The organism is Rhizobium sp. SVR5-2C (genome assembly GCF_056755115.1).
Map to the genome: position 1 here is coordinate 21,288 of NZ_JBNDHT010000002.1, position 19,519 is coordinate 40,806.

At 60.5% G+C, this 19,519-nt stretch carries 16 protein-coding genes and 1 pseudogene; 3 read left to right on the forward strand and 14 right to left on the reverse strand.

Annotated features, from left to right (window positions below):
• Positions 1-146: 146 nt before the first annotated feature.
• A complete protein-coding gene (locus ACPYOI_RS00880) occupies positions 147-998 on the forward strand; it encodes a glycerophosphodiester phosphodiesterase (protein WP_481417225.1) in 852 nt (283 codons plus the stop codon).
• Here ACPYOI_RS00880 and ACPYOI_RS00885 read toward each other — a convergent pair whose 3' ends face one another.
• The 7 genes and pseudogenes from ACPYOI_RS00885 to ACPYOI_RS00915 all read right to left on the reverse strand — a co-directional run bounded on the left by ACPYOI_RS00885 (position 999) and on the right by ACPYOI_RS00915 (position 8,190).
• Positions 999-1,820, reverse strand: coding sequence for an inositol monophosphatase family protein (locus ACPYOI_RS00885; protein ID WP_481417226.1), 822 nt, complete (start codon positions 1,818-1,820; stop codon positions 999-1,001). It abuts the gene before it with no gap.
• Positions 1,820-2,824 (reverse strand): LacI family DNA-binding transcriptional regulator, encoded by a 1,005-nt coding sequence (locus ACPYOI_RS00890; protein ID WP_481417227.1) that lies wholly within the window; start codon positions 2,822-2,824, stop codon positions 1,820-1,822. The genes ACPYOI_RS00885 and ACPYOI_RS00890 overlap by 1 nt, the downstream gene beginning before the upstream one ends.
• Positions 2,808-3,587, reverse strand: a complete 780-nt coding sequence (locus ACPYOI_RS00895; protein ID WP_481417228.1) for a glycerophosphodiester phosphodiesterase — start codon at positions 3,585-3,587, stop codon at positions 2,808-2,810. Before ACPYOI_RS00895 ends, ACPYOI_RS00890 begins: the two co-directional genes overlap by 17 nt.
• Entirely contained in the window at positions 3,587-4,642 is a 1,056-nt protein-coding gene (locus ACPYOI_RS00900) for an ABC transporter ATP-binding protein (protein ID WP_481417229.1), read from the reverse strand. Before ACPYOI_RS00900 ends, ACPYOI_RS00895 begins: the two co-directional genes overlap by 1 nt.
• A pseudogene (locus ACPYOI_RS00905) lies at positions 4,642-5,484 on the reverse strand (carbohydrate ABC transporter permease). The gene ACPYOI_RS00900 and the pseudogene ACPYOI_RS00905 overlap by 1 nt, the downstream one beginning before the upstream one ends.
• A gap of 2 nt (positions 5,485-5,486) precedes the next feature.
• Positions 5,487-6,788: a carbohydrate ABC transporter permease gene (locus tag ACPYOI_RS00910; protein ID WP_481422413.1), complete on the reverse strand. Its 1,302-nt coding sequence runs from the start codon at positions 6,786-6,788 to the stop codon at positions 5,487-5,489.
• A 55-nt stretch (positions 6,789-6,843) separates the two neighbouring features.
• Complete coding sequence (locus ACPYOI_RS00915; protein ID WP_481417232.1) at positions 6,844-8,190, reverse strand: extracellular solute-binding protein; 1,347 nt, start codon at positions 8,188-8,190, stop codon at positions 6,844-6,846.
• 273 nt (positions 8,191-8,463) lie between these two features.
• Between ACPYOI_RS00915 and ACPYOI_RS00920 the strand changes: the two genes are divergently transcribed.
• Positions 8,464-9,954: a sulfatase gene (locus ACPYOI_RS00920; RefSeq protein WP_481417233.1), complete on the forward strand. Its 1,491-nt coding sequence runs from the start codon at positions 8,464-8,466 to the stop codon at positions 9,952-9,954.
• Positions 9,955-10,259: 305 nt separating this feature from the next.
• Here ACPYOI_RS00920 and ACPYOI_RS00925 read toward each other — a convergent pair whose 3' ends face one another.
• Positions 10,260-12,095 (reverse strand): ABC transporter ATP-binding protein, encoded by a 1,836-nt coding sequence (locus ACPYOI_RS00925; RefSeq protein ID WP_481422415.1) that lies wholly within the window; start codon positions 12,093-12,095, stop codon positions 10,260-10,262.
• 35 nt (positions 12,096-12,130) lie between these two features.
• Positions 12,131-13,327, reverse strand: a complete 1,197-nt coding sequence (locus ACPYOI_RS00930) for an aminotransferase class V-fold PLP-dependent enzyme (RefSeq protein ID WP_481417235.1) — start codon at positions 13,325-13,327, stop codon at positions 12,131-12,133.
• A gap of 78 nt (positions 13,328-13,405) precedes the next feature.
• Between ACPYOI_RS00930 and ACPYOI_RS00935 the strand changes: the two genes are divergently transcribed.
• Positions 13,406-14,272, forward strand: coding sequence for an IclR family transcriptional regulator (locus ACPYOI_RS00935; protein WP_168834328.1), 867 nt, complete (start codon positions 13,406-13,408; stop codon positions 14,270-14,272).
• A 13-nt stretch (positions 14,273-14,285) separates the two neighbouring features.
• Here the strand turns inward: ACPYOI_RS00935 and ACPYOI_RS00940 are convergent, their stop codons facing one another.
• From ACPYOI_RS00940 to ACPYOI_RS00960, 5 genes are all read right to left on the reverse strand, one after another.
• The gene (locus ACPYOI_RS00940) at positions 14,286-14,798 is read right to left on the reverse strand and encodes a RidA family protein (protein ID WP_168834327.1); all 513 of its coding nucleotides are present in this window, start codon (positions 14,796-14,798) and stop codon (positions 14,286-14,288) included.
• A gap of 24 nt (positions 14,799-14,822) precedes the next feature.
• Positions 14,823-16,034: an amidohydrolase/deacetylase family metallohydrolase gene (locus tag ACPYOI_RS00945; protein ID WP_481422416.1), complete on the reverse strand. Its 1,212-nt coding sequence runs from the start codon at positions 16,032-16,034 to the stop codon at positions 14,823-14,825.
• A 3-nt stretch (positions 16,035-16,037) separates the two neighbouring features.
• A complete protein-coding gene (locus tag ACPYOI_RS00950; RefSeq protein WP_481417237.1) occupies positions 16,038-16,907 on the reverse strand; it encodes an ABC transporter permease in 870 nt (289 codons plus the stop codon).
• Positions 16,907-17,848: an ABC transporter permease gene (locus ACPYOI_RS00955; protein WP_481417238.1), complete on the reverse strand. Its 942-nt coding sequence runs from the start codon at positions 17,846-17,848 to the stop codon at positions 16,907-16,909. The genes ACPYOI_RS00950 and ACPYOI_RS00955 overlap by 1 nt, the downstream gene beginning before the upstream one ends.
• Before the next feature lie 63 nt (positions 17,849-17,911).
• Positions 17,912-19,438 (reverse strand): ABC transporter substrate-binding protein, encoded by a 1,527-nt coding sequence (locus ACPYOI_RS00960; protein WP_481417239.1) that lies wholly within the window; start codon positions 19,436-19,438, stop codon positions 17,912-17,914.
• Positions 19,439-19,519 lie beyond the last annotated feature (81 nt).

The window sequence follows — 19,519 nt, forward strand, 5'->3', positions numbered from 1 at the left end:
CCGAAACGCCGACAGGGGAACTGCTGGCCCTCATCGGGTTGAGCAAGCTCGCAGATATCGTCATTAGCCGCGCGCCTTTGTGCTACGCCCCCTTGCAAATTGTTCCGGTCCACGCCAACACAGGGGGCAACGAAGGGGCTAGCGACATGAGCGAATTGGGTCTGGAAATTCACCATGGAGGCCATTGCACGCGCCTGAAATGGCACCGCCTGCGGCGTAGCATGCGGGACCCGCTTTTCTCGCGCGAGGCCATGCGGGCGGGCTTCAAGGAGGGCGCGTCGATGGAGCTCGATCTTCGTGTGCGCGCAGATCGAGGCTTCGTCGTACTGCACGACGCCGTGTTGGAGGGCGAGACGACGGGACGCGGGCCAATTGCCGATAAGATGATGGAAGAACTGCTTTCCGTCCGCATGCAGGAAGGCGGGCGGCCGTTGATCCTCAGCGAAGATCTTTCTGCCATGATGCAAATGGCCCATCCGCGTGCGTCGCTGCAGTTCGACATGAAGGACGATTACGCGACGATCGGTGAGCAGGGGGTTACGCATCTGACGGCGCATTTCAGCAACATCGCCGCTTCGGTGGTGGTCAGCGGTGCCTGCCTTGACCTGATCGTGGCGGTAAAAGAGCGCCTGCCGCATCTGAAGCGGGGTATCGATCCTACCGACAAGTTGGCCGATATCTACGAACGGGAAGGTCTGGCCGCCGTTGAGCGGGAACTCTTGACCGACCTGCGCGGGCCGACGGAGCCGGACATCGTCTACCTTCACTGGCCTCTGATCCTGCGCGCCCACTCCGACGGTTTCGACATGATCGGCCTTTGCCGGGCCGAGGGACGGCGTGTTGATGCCTGGACCTTTACATTGAAGAATCCGGACGCGGGATTTGACGACCAGGAATGGATGAACTTTTCGGCGCTGATGGCGCTGAAACCGGATGAGGTGACTACAGACGAAGCCCCTGCCACAGAGCGCGCCTGGAAACGGCGCGCGACGGTCTGATCAGTCCGTTACCGGCGCCAGACCCTCGATTTCCAGAAGAAATTCGAATTGTCGGGCAAGCCCCGGTGAATAGGCAACAACCGGGCCGCCTTCAGACAGGAGCGCCGAGAGCGCGGGTATGGCGATCGTCGCGCCCGCTTCGCGCGCGATCAGCGCGCCTGCGAGCATATCCCAGGCGTTAAGGTGCCGCTCGTAATAGAGATCGGCCGCTCCCTCGGCCACACGTAGAAGGTCGATCGCTGCGGCACCCATGCGACGATAGTCCATGCCACATTCATGCAGCCGCCGAGAGACCGCAAGGTGTTCGTCGAAGCTCGTCTTGCGCGAATGGCCGAGGATGCAAATGGCATTGGCAGGATCGTTCGTCGCTGCGGCATGAATGGGAGCCCCCTCGCAAAAGGCACCTCGGCCGCGGATCGCCGAGAAAACCGCATCCTTCGCGGCGTCGTAGACCACGCCGATCTCCAGACGGTCCTCGGCGCAGAAGGCGATCGACACACCCCAGTGGCTGAAGCCGCGGATGTAGTTCGTCGTCCCGTCGATCGGGTCGACCACCCAGGTTCCAGCCCTGCCGGCTCCGCCGCCGGTTTCCTCACCCATGAAGGTGTCTTGCGGGAACAGCATAAGCAGCCCGTCGCGAATGGCCTCCTCGGCATTGCGGTCGGCTATGGTTACGAAATCCTGCAGGCCCTTGTTCTCGACCTTCAATTCGGAACCCATTTCCCTGCGGAAGCGAGCCGCCTCGCGGCCAACACGGCGGGCGATCTCGATCGCAGCCGCGGCACGGGCCTCAAGGGCGGAGGAATCGAATGCGGAACTCATCAGGCAGTCCTTCTCGTGATCAGCGAAACGGGCGTGAATTCTATGCGCGCCGTCATGTCGGGCTTGGCGATTCGGCTAGTTAGCAGGTCGATGGCCCTTTCGGCCTGCAGGTCGCAGGGTTGGCGGATGGTCGTGAGTTCGTAGGCGGCCCAGCTTGCCTGGGGAATATCATCGTGGCCGATGACGCGTATGGCGGGCGCGTCTTGACGGCTGCAGCCCGCCATCAGCCGGTCGATCACGCCGCAGGCCATGTAATCATTGGCGCAGAAGACGCCGTCGATGCCGGAGGAGACAAGCCCAGACGCCGTCTCGAAGCCGCTTCGATAGTCGTTTACGGGGGCGGATAATAGCTGTGCCTCAAGGCCACGCTGGCGGCAGCGGGCAAGGAAGGCCTCGCTGCGGCGGCGTGCCGTGTACGAGACAGAGGACGCGGCAATCGCGGCGAGGCGCTTGGCGCCTTTATCGATCAGGTGATCGGCGGCCAGGTGCCCGGCGGTGCGGTCATCGGAAACGATGCGATCGACGAAGGGGATGTCGTCGCCCTTGTTGATCAGCACGATCGGCACGCCGTCGGCGGCGCACTGCTCGCAAATCTCCGTCGGCGGCGCGTCCGATGTGACGATCACGCCGGAGACGGCATAATGCAGAAGCTGGCCGATGACGGTCGACGTATCCGCCTCCTTCGAGGTCGGCAGCAGGATCGGACGGAAATTGCGGGAAATGAGCGTCCGCGTGAGATGCTCGATCTGAAGCGTGCGGAACGGATTGTCGAGCCCTGCCGCGACGACGCCGACGAGATCGGAGCGCTTGTTCGTCAGGCTGCGCGCGAGATAGTTGACGCGGTAGCCCAGCTCCTTGGCCGCTTGGTAGACCTTTTCGCGTGTCTTTGACGAAACGCTCGCATCCGGCGTGAAGGCGCGCGATACGGCCGCGCGCGAGACACCTGCCACGCGCGCCACGTCGAAGGACGTTACCCGGCGCGGTCCTTTATCCTTGTCCGCCAAATTTTCCATCCCCACCAGGCGCGGTGCGCATCATGTCCGGCAAATCCGTGCAGATGCCGAGCACCGGCAGTCTCATTATCTCATCGAGGATCGCCCGTCTTTCCTCGTGCCACAGCACGATTTCGCGGCCTTCGCCGAACGCGCGTGCCATCAAAGCCGGAGTGACCAGATCCTGAGGCCGTTCGCCGGCTCTCTCCCAGCAGAGATGCAGGATATCGGCGCCCGCCTCGTCGCCGAGCGCATGCGGATCGTGACCGACGCGGATCAGGACGGAAAGCGGATAATCGCAGCCCGCCTCGCGCAGCTCGCGGACCTGCGCTGTATCGAAGGAACCGAGGCAGGCGAAGCGCTGGTTCTTTTCGGCGAGATGCTTCCAGCAGAGAAGTCCCGTGCCCGGCGCCTTGAGCTCGATGTAAAGGCCCGTGTTGGTCTGCCGCCCAAGTGCTGCGACTGCTTCGAAAGTTGGAACGTTGACGCCTTCGAGGGCGGCAAGCTCGGCGGCCGTCATCTCGGAAATATGGCGGTCGATGCCGAAAACGCGCTCCAGATGATCGTCGTGGGAGACCACAACCACGCCGTCCTTGGTGAGTTGCGTATCGAGCTCCCACATTTCCGCGCCCAGGTCGGCGGCGCGCTGGAAGGCTTCGAGCGTGTTCTCCCGCTCATGGCCGCTTGCACCGCGATGGCCGATGCAGAAAGGCAGCCTGCCCTTGCTGACAGGCCAGCCGTAGCGCTCGAAGAAGGTCGAAAAATCGCGTTGCATCAGAGCTTCCGTCCGGTTTCGTCGAAAACGAGCACGTTGCGGCTGTCGATTGCCCAGGTGACCTCGTCGCCGATCCTGATATCGTGGCGAACCGGCTGGATGGAGCGCAGCAACGGTCCGCCGGCAAGCTTTACGTCATAGAGATTTTCACGGCCCTGCGTTTCGGCGAAATTCACGATGCCAGTGACCGGCACGTCGCCCGCCGGATTATAGTGCTCCGGCCGCACCCCCAGCATCAGCTTGGTTCCTTCGTCGGCGGCGACCGAAACGGGAAGTGGAACCTTGATCTCGCTGCCTGGAATGGAAAAGGCACCCTGTGCCGCCACGCCGTGGAGGAAGGTGATCGGCGGATTACCGAGGAAGCCGGCAACAAAGGCGGTGTGCGGGTCGTTGTACATCTCTGCCGGTGTTGCGATCTGTATGATCTCGCCTTCTTTCATGATGGCGATGCGGTCGCACATGCTCATGGCCTCTACCTGATCGTGGGTGACCAGGATTGCTGTGATGCCCGTCTCGCGCTGGATGCGGCGGATTTCCGAGCGCATCTCCAGCCGGAGCTTTGCATCGAGATTGGCGAGCGGCTCGTCGAGAAGCAGGACGTCGGGCCTGCGGATCAGCGCGCGGGCAAGGGCGACACGCTGCTGCTGCCCGCCAGATAGCTCCGAGGGGCGCCGGCCCATCAAGTTGCCGATCTGCACGAGCGTAGCGATGCCGTCGACCTCCTTACGGATATCGGCTGAGGGCATACCCTTGACCTTCAGCGGAAAGCCGATGTTTTCGGCAACGGTCATGTGCGGGTAGAGCGCGTAGGACTGGAAGACGACACCAACATTGCGGGCCTGACTCGGAAGGTTGGTCACGTCGCGGTCGCCGAAGAGGATGCGGCCGCCGGTCGGGCGATGGATGCCGCAGATAGCAAAGAGCGTCGTCGACTTGCCGCAGCCCGAGGGGCCGAGCAGGGCCAGCATCTCCCCATGCGCCACTTCAAGGGTCATGTTTTCGATCACCTTGGTGGCGCCGAAGCTCTTCGAGAAACTGTCGAGGAGGATACGCATCAGCCTTTACTCCCTCCGCCGTAGATATTCATGAGATACTTGTGGAAGAACGCGTAAAGCAGCAGCACCGGGATCACATAGAACACGCCCACGGCCTTGAAGGTGCCGAAGTTGAAGTTGTTGTCATCGGCGATCAGTCCCGCAAGATAGACCGAGAGCACCTGTACTTGACCGCCCGGCGCCAATACCTACGGCAGGATGAATTCTCCCCAGCCCGAAAGGAAGGAGAAGAGCGCCAGCGCCATGATCGCCGGCCGCACCTGCGGCAGTACGAGGCTGCGCCAGACGCGGAAGCGCGAGGCGCCGTCGACGACGCCCGCCATTTCTATTTCCCAGGGCACGCTGTCGTAGAAGCCCTTCATCAGCCATATGCCAAGCGGCAGGTCGATGGCAGCCTTCACAAGGATGACGCCGATCAGCGAGTTATAGAGGCCGACCATCTGCAGCACGATGAAGATCGCGATGATCAGCGTGACCGACGGAAAGGCATGGAGCACCATGACCCCGGCGAGAAAGAAGCCGCGGGCAGGTACGTTCAAACGTGACAGCACGTAGCCCGCCATCGACGAGACGATGAGTACCACGGTCGTTGTGCTCGCCGTGAAGATAAGCGTGTTCAGCGTCACCAGCCAGATGTTCGGTTTTCCGGGCGGTGTTTGCCAGAGGAATGACCAGTGGCGAAGGGTGAGCGAATCCGGGATCAGCGACGCGGGCTGCTTGTCGGTGATGGTGTCGATGAAAAGATAGGCATACATCAGCACCAACGGCAGGCTGACGATGGTGAGCGCCAGAATGACCGGCCAGGTGCGGTAGTTTGCCGAGGGCTGCGATTTCTGCGCCATGATCAATCCTCGATGAGCGGTCGCGCAACCAGCGCCGTGTAGTTGAAGACGCGCAGATAGGCGAGCGACAGGATTATGCCGATTGTCACGAGTACCAGCGCCATGGCGGCGCCGAGGCCATATTCCAGATTACCTGCATAGTTATTGAGTGCCGTGTGATAGGCGGCAAGGGACCAGACTTCAGTGGCCTTGCCTGGCCCGCCCCGGGTCGAAAGCAGGATTTCGTTGAAGGAGGCGAGCAGCGACAGCGTTTGATAGCAGGTGACAAAGAGGATCGGCCAGCGCATCTGCGGCAGTATGATATAGCGGATCTGCTGCCAGCGGCTGGCGCCATCCACCTCGCTTGCGAAGAATTGGCTCTTCGGGATTGCTTTCAGCGCAGAGGAAAAGACCAGCATGCCCATCGAGGCGCCGATGAAGCCGTTGATCAGCACAACGAAGAACCAGGCATTGTAAGCGTTGTCGAGCAGGTAGTTCTTCGGCGGGTACCCGAATTTGCTCATGAGGGTGGAGATGAAGCCGGTATCCCAGGCGAGCCATTTCCACATCAGCACATAGATGACGACGGGCGTGATCCGCGGCAGAAGCCAGACAGACCGGAAAATCGCCGCCGGCGCATCCGGCATATAGTGTGTCCAGATCGCCAGCAGCATGGCGTAGCTCGTGTTGAAGAGCACGAGCACAAGGGCGACGTAGAGCAATGTGTTGAAGAGGACCTGTGCCATGTCCGGCGAGGAGGCGATGCGCGAGAAGTTCTCCGTCGTCCAGCTCCAGCCGGTATAGGTCGCTTTGGCGAGGCTTTCCTTTTGCTCCGATGTCATTTTGATGCCGAACTTGTCGAGCGAGGCGAAGAGTTCTTCCTTGTTCGAGAATCGCAGATTGGCAACGGAACGGTTAAACTGCTCCGAGATTTGCTTGACCTCCCGCGTCGACGGCCGGTCCTCAAGATCCTTGATCATGCGCTCGGCTTCGCGACGTGAGGGGAAGACTTCGCCGAGGTGTTTTTCGTGCAGTTCCTTGGCGATGCCTGGCTCGAGCCCAAGGCCGTCGAGGCCCTTGATCCCTTCTTCGTCGATCACGTAGCGCGGCTCGGTAAGCTGCTGCACGACGTCCGGCATTTCGTCCTTGAGCGCGATGAGAGAGTTCGGCGCGACTTGATAGGCGCCGCCGGAAATGCCCGTGGCTGTCGTCATGCTGGTGAAGGAAAAGACGGCGGTCAGCACCACCGGCATCAGAAAAAACAACAGAATCATGAGCGCTGCAGGCGCGATCATTACGAGGCCAAGCGTTCTGGACGTTCTCATGGCATCCTCCGCAAAGAGTCCGGGCGGACGACGCCGCCCGGAGCGTTGCTTGCGCCTAGCGGATGACGATCTTGTCGCCGAGCGTGCTCTTCAGCTCGCTCTCGACATCGTTGGCAGCGGCATCGGGGGTCTTGGCGCCCGTCCAGGACGCTTCGAGGCCCTTCCACATGATGTTCCAGTACGTGCCGAAATCGGCATTGTTTGGCATCGCATTGGCATAGGGCAACAGGCGCTCGGTCGCTTCACGCGTCCACCGATCGGAGGAGTAGAGCTCGATTTCGGTTTCGGCCTTCGAAATGCCGAGATGGGCGGATTTGACCGCATGCAGCACGTTGATGCGCGGCTCGGAGGCGATCTTGACCAGCTGGGCGGCGATCTCGGTGTCGTCCTTGTCGTGGCCCGAGGTCAGAAGATAGACGAGCGGATGCGTCAGCGTGTTGGCCTTGCCGCCTTCGCCGGCCGGAATCAGCGTGAAGACGACATTACCGAAGAAGTCCTTCAGGCCTTCCTGATTGACATAGCGCGCGTAGTGCCAGGTGCCGCCGTGCCAGATGCCGGCTTTGCCGGAGGCGACTTCCTTCCACCACTGATCACCGGGCATGCCGATATGGTTTTTCTTGGTGACGCCATCCTTCACGGCATCGGCGAAGAACTGGTAGGTGCGCTGCATCGCCGCCTTATCGAAGACGAGCTTGCCACTCTCTTCCATCGTACCGCCGAAACTGGTATAGAACTGCCAGAAATCGGGGCCGTTGGTATTGCGCGGATAGAAACCGTAACCTGGCTGGACGAGGCCCTTGTCCTGCATCTTCTTGGCGTCTTCCAGCACGTTTTTCATTGTATAGCTGCCGTCCTTGACCTTCTGCGGCAGTGCGTCGAGATCGGCATCGCTATAGCCGATTGCCTTCATGTAGGGCTTCCAGAAGAACATCGGGCGGGATTCGGCATCCTGCGGAATGCCGTAGACTGTGCCATTGAAGGAGGCGATGGTCATCAGATTTTCATAGATGTCATTAAGCGGCCAGGAATCGAGATCGACGTAGTCCTCGATTGGCACGATCAGGCCGGACTGCGCCCAAGGGCCAATGTCCTCGTGGCCGGTGACGACGATATTCGGCGCGGTCTTGGCTTCCGCGGCAAGCGTCATCGCCTGCTTAAAGTCCTCCCAGCCGCTATAGGCCTTTTTCTCCACCTTGATCTTGAGGTCTTCGCCCTTGATCGCGGCTTCCCGCTGGAGCTGCTCGGCTGCAATGTCGATCGCGTCCAGGCGATAGACGTCGTTCGGGCCCGTGCCGCCGGCCCAGACCGTGATGGTCACGTCCTTGGCAAAGGACAGCGCGGTGGTCGAGGCCAGGATGGCGACTGCGACGGTCATGCACTTCAATGTCGGCAGAATAGTCATCTCTTCATCTCCCAGATGATCGGTGTGAACCTCTTTGCGGGCCATCACCATTGCTGACGACCGCCTGGAGGCCCCATGAAAAGCACGAACGAATTCGCTCTTAGGGGTCCTCTGTAACGGTCGAATGACAAAATGAGCACGTGTGCAAAAATGATTATGACGCGGTAATAAAACATTGCAAGCGGGGTTTTTCGCCGCTACGGATCGGCTTCAACGATCTTGTCAGATGTGGAAAATTGCGCGGCTTCAGCCGCCATCATCGGAGATTTCATCATGAAGACCGTTTTCGTACTTTTTGATTCCCTTAATCGGCATATGCTGGGCGGCTATGGTGGAACACGCATTCCGACGCCAAATTTCGACAGGCTGGCCGCGCGGACGGCGGTCTACGACAAGCACTACGTCGGCTCGCTGCCATGCATGCCCGCGCGACGCGATCTCCTGACCGGGCGCCTGACGTTCCTTCATCGAAGCTGGGGGCCGCTCGAACCATTCGACAACGCATTTCCGGAATTACTGAAGACGGCGGACGTCCATTCGCACCTGATCACGGATCACTATCACTATTGGGAGGACGGCGGCGCGACCTACCACAATCGCTACAACACGTTCGACTTCATCCGGGGTCAAGAAAGCGATCCGTGGAAGGCGATGGTCCAGCCTCATTGGGAGCGTCTGCGCGAGAAGTACCACCATAATCAGACCGCAAGCGGGCCGATCAGCAAGTACAATCCGTATATGATCAACCGCGAGTTCATCAAAAAGGAAGAGGATTTTCCGTCCGTTCAATGCTTCGCGCGTGGGTTCGAATTCCTCGATATCAACCGCGACGCGGACAACTGGCTCTTGCAGATAGAAACTTTCGATCCGCATGAGCCCTTCTTCGCGCCCGAGAGATTCAAGGAGCCATTCAAGACGGGCTGGAACGGTCCGATCCGCGACTGGCCACGCTATGGTCGCGTCGAGGAACTTCCCGAAGAGGCTGACGAGCTTCGCGCCAACTACTATGCGATCGTATCTCTCTGCGACTTCCTTCTCGGACAGTTGCTCGATTACTTCGATGAGCACGATCTATGGAAGGACACTGCGCTCGTCGTCACTACCGATCACGGATTCCTGCTCGGCGAACATGACTTCTGGGCGAAGAACCGCATGAATATGTACGAAGAGATCGTACATATCCCGCTCTTCATCCATGACCCGCGTAATCCCGGCGGCCGGCGCGTGGCCCGTCTGACCCAGTCGATCGACGTCGGTCCGACATTCCTCGATCTGTATGGGGTTGAGCCGCCTCCGGAGACGGAGGGAAGGTCGCTTCTTCGCGACCAGGCAAGGGAGGCCGTCATATTCGGCTATTTCGGCGGCGCAGTGAACGTCACCGACGGACGATACACCTACCATCGCTTCCCGAAAGACATCGAGACGCAGGAAATCTTCCAATACACGCTGATGCCGACCCACATCACGCAACGGTTCACGCCGGAGGAACTCGCGTCATCCACGCTGGCCAAGCCGTTTGGCTGGACGAAGAACGTACCGCTCTTGAAGGTACCGGTCACCGAGCGCTCGCCGATGTATTCGAACTACGGTCCGGGCGCCCTCCTCGAAAAGGAGACCCGACTTTACGATCTGCTCAACGATCCTGGTCAAGCTCGTCCACTGAAAGACGAGGCATTAGAATCCAGGATGACGGCAATCATGGCATCACTGATGCGGGCAAATGAAGCGCCGCTTGAGGCATTCGAGCGACTGGGCATTAGCTAGACGGACCGGAGTTTGTCCGTCTCTATTGCGCTTTGCATGAGGTGCCGCTGTCCAGAATCTTGTCGATCGTGATGGAAAAGCTGTGAATTCGTCCACCGGTCGCAGTGAAGATCGAGTTCGAGACGGCCGCGGCTACGAAGCCTTCTTGCGACGCAGCTGCTTTGCGAAAGCCGGACCAAATTTCCGGCCCAGCGACGGATCGTCTCATACGAAACATAAGGCCATGTACCAGCAGCATCTCCTCGACCAGGCGCGGGCTCGGCGGAAACCGAAAGATAAAGCCGAACCACCGGACGCTGCGGCATTTAAAGCGCCACCATATGACCGGGGGAGACCTCCAGATATTGCAGGGGCTGGAGCTTGTGGTCGATCGGCCGGATGGGGCTCTTCAGTTCCTCGTTCACTGGGCCGCGGTGTTCACGTCGACGGTCCGGATCCGGAATCGGCACCGCCGACATCAGCTTTTTCGTATAGGCATGCTGGGGGTTGTCGAAGACGGCAGCACGCGGTCCGATCTCGACGATCTCGCCGAGATACATGACCGCGACGCGATGGCTGACGCGCTCGACAACCGCCATGTCGTGCGAGATGAACAGGAAGGCGAGGTTGAGGCTCTGCTGCAGATCGAGCATCAGGTTGATGACCTGCGCCTTGATCGACACGTCGAGCGCGGAGACGCTTTCGTCCGCGACGATCACTTTGGGCTCGAGCGCCAGCGCCCGTGCGATGCAGATACGCTGACGCTGACCGCCGGAGAATTCGTGCGGATAACGCGACGCCATATCTGGGGAAAGTCCCACTTTCACCAGCAGATCGGCGACGGTATCGCGGGCCTGCTTCGCGGTTCCCATGCCGTGCTCCAGATAGGGTTCGGCGATCGCGGCGCCGACCGTCATGCGCGGGTTGAGGCTGGCGAAGGGATCCTGGAAGATCATCTGCACGGATTTCCGCATCTCGCGTAGACTCTTCCTGTCGAGGGCCAGCATCTCCTTGCCCTCGACCAGCACCGATCCGCTCTGAGGCTCGATCAGCCGCATAATGGCGCGACCGGTTGTCGACTTTCCGCAGCCGGATTCGCCGACGAGCGAAAGCGTTTCACCGGCATGGAGGTCGAAGGAAACGTTCTCGACCGCATGGACGCGGCCGCTCAGCTTGCCGAACAGACCGGAATGGATATCGAAACGCCGGACAAGATTCTTGACCTCAAGCACCGGACGCTGCGCAGAGGCGACCGTGTCGGTTACCTCGGTTGGCACATCGGATTCGCCCGTCTTGGTATTGACGACGGGAAATCGCAGCGGCCGCTTGTAGTCCTTCATCGAGCCGAGAACAGGCACCGCTGACAGCAAGGCGCGCGTATACGGATGGCTGGCCCGATAGAAAATATCGCTCGTGATACCCGTCTCCACCTGCTCGCCGCGATACATGACGACGGTGCGGTCGGCGATCTCGGCGACCACTCCCATGTCGTGGGTGATGAAGAGGACGGATGTTCCTTCTTCTTCCTGGAGCATCTTGATGAGGTCGAGGATCTGCCCCTGGATCGTCACGTCAAGTGCGGTCGTCGGTTCGTCGGCGATCAGCAGCTTCGGCTTGCTCGCAAGTGCCATGGCGATCATCACGCGCTGGCGCATACCGCCGGAAAAACGGTGCGGATATTCATCGAAGCGCGACGCGGCCGAAGGGATGCGCACCTTGTCGAGCAGCCGAATGGTCTCCTTCTTCGCCTCGGCCTTGCTCATATTCGTGTGGCAAAGCAGGGCCTCGGAAATCTGGTCTCCGATCGTAAAGAGCGGATTAAGGCTCGTCATCGGCTCCTGGAAGATCATCGCGACGTCATTGCCGCGCACCTGGCGCATCTCGCTTTCGGGCAGCGCAAGAATATCGCGGCCTCCGAGCATGATGCGGCCCTCGATGCGGCTGGAATCGGCCTGCAGAAGCCGCATGATCGAGAGCGAAGTAACGCTCTTGCCGGAGCCGGATTCCCCGACGATCGCCACCGTCTCGCCCGGCGCCACCGTGAAAGAGACGTCGCGAACGACCGGCTTCCATTCGCCGTCCACCAGGAACGAAGTCGTCAATCTCTCAACGGCAAGGACGGGCTGTTCTGTCCGGATCGTTTGGGCTTGGAAGCTGCTCATGTTCGTTTCCTCTCTTCGTACGGGAGCGATCGGAATTAATCCGGCCAGCGCAAAAGACCGGCGAAGCGGCGCTTGCTGCGCTCTTCCAGCGGCGTGGCGATGATCTCGTTCGAGGCGCGGGCCTTGTCCAGCTCCTCAACGAGACGGCTGGCGACAACCGTCTCTTGACCGGGATGCAGGTTGCACGGGTCGAGATAGAAGTGGTTGTGCTCCACTTCGTGATCCCGCACGATGACCGGCGGATTGCCGCGGGCAAGCGCATCTGCCAGATCCCAGGCGGTGATATGGGCCTCTTGTAGCGAGAGGATCACGCGCATGCGGTCGAGCGGATTGTTGGTCGGATCCGGCTCGATCACGGCCTTGACGCCGGAACGGCCATTGAGCGTCTCCTGCCAGAGCTTCAGATAGCCAATTTCCCGGGCGCGGATGCCGGCGTGGTCACGTTTTTCCCAGGCTTCCAGCGCCGCCATGACGCCGTAGACGCTCTCCTTGCCGACCTTCATGCCGCGGCCAATCCCCATATTCTGCAGGAAGGCATTGCGTACCAGTTCCTTCTTGCCGGCGACGATGCCTGAGGTCGGGCCGCCGAGAAACTTGTGGCCGGAATAGAGGACGATGTCGGCACCCTGCTCGAGGAAGATGCGCAGATCATACTCAGAGGCGGCATCGACGATGACCGGAACGCCCTTGGCGTGGGCGATCTCGCAGAATTCCTTGAGGCTCAGCATCGCATAGTCGACGACATGGTGCGAAACGACATAAACAGCGGCGGCGGTCTTCTCGGTGATCGCATATTCCATGTGAAAGCGATGCGTCGACGTCGCCTGACCGATGAGAACGGCTTTGCCGCCCGCAAGCCGGATCGCCTGGTCGACCGGAGCGCCATAGCTGACGACATGCCCCATCTGAACCAGAACCTCGTTCTTTTCCGGCGTAGCATCCGGCAGCTTCTCGATCGCCAGCAGATTATTGCCGGTGATCGTCGCCGCCACCGCAAGGCTGATGCCGGAGGAGCAAGAGGCGGTAACGAAGCCCGCTTCAGCGCCCGTCAGACGCGCGATCACGGTGCTCGCCTTGCGCTGCAAGTCGTTGATCTCGACAAATTGCGGCAGGATCGCCGACATGGCGGCAATTGCCTCGGGAACCACGATCGAGGCGCCGAGGCTGGTCATCGTGCCCGATACATTGATGACCTGTCGAAGGCCGAGGGATGGGCGGACGTCATCTGTCATGTTCATCTCCAGAATTTTTTACTGTCGAGACCTGTGGTTGTGAAAATGCCGCATCGACAGCTATGCCATAATAATGTAATGAGCTCTCGAATTTCGAATGGGAGTCGAAGCTTGGATACGAAGTCATCATCCGTCGATTACCCCGATGAGCCCGAAGCGGATGTCGACAATGGGGTGAAATCCACGCGACGGTCGCGCGTCAGCGGCATCGACCGCGCGCTGCAGGTGATTGATTATCTTTACGAAACCGGTTCTCCGGCCGGCGCCTACGCTATCGCCAAGGCCGTCAAGGCGCCGCTGTCCACGGTTTACGTCATCATCGACGACCTGATCGAAAAGAACATGCTGGCGCGCAATGCGGACGGCTCGATCTGGCTCGGCGCGAGACTCTACCATTACGGTCTCGCCTATGCGCGTTCGCTGGACTTCATGAGCGTCGCCACCCATGAGATGCACGATCTCTGCCGTCAGGCGGGCGAGACGGTGCAGGTCTGCGGCCGCGACGGCGACCACATGCTCGTTCTCGCCATGGCGGATGGTCCGAGCCATTTTCAGGTCGCCTCGCGTGTCGGCACCCGCGTTCCGCTGAACTGGACGGCCTCCGGCAGGCTGCTGGTTGGCCATCTCCCGGAAGCCGAACGCATCGAGCTTTTCAGGCGTTGTGCGCGTTCCTCGCCGACGGGGCGTGCCGACGTCGATCCGGATACCCTGTCTGCTGCGGCCGCAAGTGCGTTCGAAACGCGGCTTTCGATCCAGGCGGGAGAATCGGACTATGCGGTTGCATGCATCGCCTCGCCGATCTGCGACCGCGACGGCAAGTGCGTCGCGACGATTTCGATCGTCCTGCCCGAGCAGAAGGCCTTTTCTGACGAGAGCCACTATACCTCCCAGGTCATCGCCTCGGCGCAGAAGATCGAAAAGCTGATGGGCTGGCGCAGCCATTGAAATCTGCTTCCTCTCAGTCGTGCAAGGCGACGATCGCCTCGATCTCGACGGTAATATTGCCCGGCAACGAGCCGAAACCGACAGCGGAACGCGCGTGCTGGCCGGCGTCGCCGAAAACCTCGATCAGCAGGTCCGAACAGCCGTTGATGACGCTCGGATGATCCTCGAAATGCGGCACGGCATTCACCATGCCGAGTAGCTTGACGACCCGCTTCACCCGTGACAGATCGCCGAGCGCATCATGCATGACGGCGATCAGGTTGATGCCCGTGAGCCGGGCATGCTTGTAGGCATCGCCGACGCCGACGTCGGCACCGACCTTGCCCGCATGCAGGAAGCCATCGGCCTCCCGTGGACCCTGGCCGGAAAGGTAGAGTATGTTGCCTTCCCGCACATGCGTCACGAAATTGGCGATCGGTGGCGGCGACGGCGGAAGCTCGATGCCGAGCGAGGAGAGGCGCTGATAGGGCGCGCTCTGACTTTTGCCGGCGGTTGCTGGGGACTGGTTCACGCAAACTCCTGTCATGCGATTTTCTGATTGGCTCGGCTGTTAGCGATAAGAGTAACCATGGCTGTGGCGAACGAGCTTGCGGGCTCTCGGAATGTAGCGGCTGGCGGCGACCGCTTCGGCACCGATGACGGCATAACGAGGCTCGAACAGCTTCGTGAGGACCGAGACATCGCCATTCGAATCGGTGGCTTCCAGCTCGGAATCGATCAGATCGAAGATGGTGAAATCGGCGTCAGCGCCAACGGAAAGTCGATTTTCCATGGACAGCTTGATGACGGAGGCGGGCGCATGGGTAACCGCCTCCACGACCTTGTCGAAAGGCATCCCGACCGAAAGCAGCTTCGACATGGTTGTCGCGAGATCCCAGACCGGGAAATTCATCGAATGGCCGTGCAGATCCGTCGAGATGGAGAAGGGTAACAGGCCGCGCTTGATTGCAGCCTCCGCCACCTTGAACGAGAACGACGCACCGCCATGACCGATATCGAGGCGGATGCCTTCGCCAGCACAGCGCTCGGCGAGATTGAAAAGGTCCTCGTCCTCCATGATGCTGCTACCGGCCTTGCCGTTGAAGCAGTGGGTGACCACATCGCCGGGGCCGAGGATCTCAAGGACTTCGTCGTAAAGGGCAGGCGGCTCGCCGACATGCACCATCATCGGGATCTTGAGAATCTTGGCGATCTTCTTGCCGAGCTTGACGGGCGTAGCGCCCCATGAGCCGGTGATGACATGGCTGGCGCGCACCTTGATGCCGACAATATGCTCGCTGTTTTGCCCATAGACCTCGAGAATGCGGTCGAGATCGATATCACGGATATCCCTCAGTTCCGTTACGCGGTTGCAGGCAACGAGGCCGATGGAGCCGAGATTGAGGAAAGCCTTGATGCGCTCGCGCGACGGCTCGATGATATATTCGCGGAAGCCGTGAAAATTGGCCTCGCCGGCGGACCCCGCATCGACTAGCGTCGTGACGCCGCGCTCGGCGCCACATTCCGACGGGCGGATCGAGATGTCGGTCCCGCCGTGCCAGATATGGACATGCAGGTCGACCCAACCGGGTGAAATCCAGGCGCCCTTGCCCTCGATGCATTGCACGTCGCCCGCAGCGGCCAGCGACGGACCGATCTCGGCGATCCGGCCGTTAGCGTCGACGAGAATATCGACCGCGGCGTTCGGCGCGTCGGCACCGAAAGCCATAGGCTTCACATTGGTGATGAGGAGGGGCTTCATCGCCTTGTCAGCGGAAGACATGACCTACAAATCCTTTCTGAGTCTTGGATCGAGAATATCCCGTAGCCCGTCGCCGACCATCTGCAGCGAGAGCACGGAGAGAATGATGGCAAAGCCGGGAAAGAGCGTCATCCAGTCGGCCTGGCCGATATATTGCCGGCCGGCGGCGATCATCGTTCCCCAGGTCGGAATTTCGGGGCTGACGCCGAGACCGAGGAAGGAAAGTCCCGCCTCGGCGAGCATCGCGCTCGCAAACAAGAAGGTGCCCTGCACCAGAATTGGCGAGAGCAGGTTGCGCAGTACATGCCGCGTCATGATGTGGGGTGTGGAAATGCCGAGTGCCTTTGCGGCTTCCACGTAGGGCAGTTCACGGATGACCAGCGTCGAGGCGCGCACGATACGCGCCAGCCGCGGCGCGTAGACGACCGAGAGTGCGATGATGACTGTCGCGAGCGACGGGCCGAGCGCTGCGACCAGCGCGATCGCCAGCAGAATGTCCGGAAAGGCCATCATGGCATCGATCAGGCGGGCAATCGGTGCATCGAGCTTCTTGAAGAAGCCGGCGAGCAGGCCGAGCGTCACACCGATGACCGCCGAGAGCGTTACCACGGCCACGCCGACCAGCAGCGACAAGCGCCCGGCATAGATGGTCCGTGAGAAGATATCGCGGCCGAATTCGTCCGTACCGAAGAAGAAGGTTCCGCTCGGCGGCTTCAGCCGGTTCACGATCGAAAGCTTCGACGGCGAATAAGGCGCAATCCAAGGTGCAAGCACGGCAAGCACCACGAAGATCGCCAGGATCAGCACGCCGAAAGCGACAGTCCTGCGCTTCAGCAGGCGCCTGAAGAACTTGCTGCGCTCGCTCTGTATGGGTTTCGAAGCAATATCGGTCATCAGTAGCGCACCCTCGGATCGATCAGCAGATAGAGCATGTCGATGGCGAAATTGATCAGCACATAGAGCGCGGCGATGACCAGCAGTGCGCCCTGGATGACCGGATAGTCGCGGCGAAGCACTGCGGAAACGACCAGATTGCCGACACCCGGCAGGCCGAAGACGGTCTCCGTGACGACCGCACCGGAAATCAGCACGGCTGCGGTGAGGCCTATCACCGTCAGGATCGGGATCAGCGCATTCTTCAAGGCGTGCTTCAGGACGACGCGGCGCTCGATCAGGCCCTTGGCGCGAGCGGTGCGGATATAATCATCTCCGAGCACGTCGAGCATCGAGGCCCGCGTGAAGCGCAGGATGAGCGCCGAAGAGACGATTCCGAGCGCAAAGGCGGGCAATGTGAGGTGATACATGCGATCGAGGAATGTCGAACCGGGACCGCCATAGCCCGACACCGGGAAGAGGCTGAAGCGGACGGCAAAGAACTGTATCAGGATAAGGCCGAGCCAGAAGCTCGGGATGCTGGCAGCCAGCATTGCGACCGTCGTCGCCGCCTGGTCAACGAGGGAGCCGCGGCGATAGGCGGCATAGATGCCGATCGGTAGCGCGATGATGCTGGCAATCAGAAGCGAAAAGACGGTCAGGAAGAAGGTCGGCTCGGCGCGATCGAGCAACGCGGACGTGACCGGCATGTTGAGGAAGATCGACTGGCCGAGGTCGCCCTTCAGCAGTTGGCCGATATAGTAGACATATTGGACGAGCAGCGACTGGTCGAGGCCGAGGTTGGCGCGAAGATCGGCAATGTCCTGAGGCGTCGCATCCGGCCCGAGCATCACGGCCGCAGGATCGCCGGGCGTGACACGCACGATCACGAAGACAATAGTGACCACGAGGAACATGACGACGATCATGCCGAACAGGCGTTGTAGGATGTAGCGTATCATGGATATCCGATCCTCAGGACAGCCCGAGACCGGCCGCCATGCAGCCAGTCTCGGGCGTCACCGTTACATCTTGATCGAAGCGTTCCAGAAATACGGCCACGGAGCCGGATCAACGCCCTCGAGTTTGGTGGATTCCGCAGCAAGCGCGTTGAAATCACCGATTTTCATGAAGGCGACATCGCTGTAGATGGCCTTCTGAACGTCAGCCCACAGTGCCACCCGCTTGGCCGGATCGACCTCCGACGTGAAGGCATCGACCGCCGCCTTGCGGACCGGCGTATCCCACCAACCTGGCGAGCTGGTCGAAAGCGCTCCAATCAGCGCCGGCTCGGGAAGGAAGGGGCTGTGGGTGATATAGATGTCCCAAAGCTTCGGATCGGTGCGGCGCTGCGTCAGCGTCGCCCAATCGACCACCTGCATGTCGACGGTGAAGCCGGCAAGCTTCAGATATTCCGCGGCGACCTGCGCCATCTTGTAGTGGAATTCGTACTGCCGGCTCGTCAGGATACGAAGCGGTTCGCCATTGTAACCCGCCTTCTTCAATGCCTCTGCAGCACCCTCCGGGTCGGCGAGGTTGTAGGCGCCCTCGACACCGGCATCGGTGTGCCAGGAATAGGCGTCGGGATAGATGTCGCCGTCAAGCGTGTAGAAATCCGTGCTGCCGAAGGCAGCCGCCATCATGTCTTCCATGCTGAGCGCCTGGCGGATCGCCTTGCGGACCTCGACGTTCTTGGCGATGCCTTCCTTGGTATTGAAGACGAAGACTGGATAGCCGAAGGGTTTCAGCATGATCGGCTGGGTTGCGCTCGAGCCTTTCAGCTTGTCGAAGGACTCGACGGGAAGCGAGTCGACATAGTCATACTGACCGGAGACGGCGGCCTCGACTCGGGTGTTCGGATCCGGAACCGGCACGAAACGGATTTCGTCGAGATACTGGTGGCGTGCGCCGCCATAGCCGTCGCTCTCGCCGTCACGCGACTTGTAGCCGTCGAAGCGTGTGAGCTGGATATACTGGTCCGCCTTGCGCTCCTTCAGCATATAGGGACCGGTTCCGACGAAATCCTTCATCGGCGCGTCCTGCTTTTCTGACGGAATGATGATGGCCGCCGAATTGTTGAAGGCCAGCAGCGAGGTCAGCGGCGCATAGGGCTGCTTCAGCGTGATCTTGACGGTGGCCGGATCGACGGCGGTGATCGTGTCGATAAACCCGGCCGCCTGCTTGCCGCGCGAGGCGACCTTCGTCCAGCGGTTCAGCGACGCCACAACGTCTTCCGAGGTCATGTCGGTATTGTCGTGGAACTTGATGCCGGTCCTGAGTTTGATGGTGTAGGTTTTTCCGTCTGCGCTGATCTCAGGAAGGCTTTCGGCAAGAAGCGGCGTGACCTTCCAATTCTTGTCGAACGTATAGAGCGTCTCGAAGATGTGCTGCGTCACGATGCCGACGAGATCGGCCGTCGACGACATCGGATCGAGCGTCGGCGGCTCGCCGATGGTCGCGACATTGATGACGCCACCCTTCTCCTGGGCCATGAGCGCGGAAGGCAATGCGACGAGCGCGGTGCCAAGAAGGCATGCAAGGACAGTTTTCATGCTGCTGATCTCCCGTTCAGTAGTTCCACAATTATGTTATAGTGAATTTTATAATAGAATAGCCAACGAGGAGGACCTGTC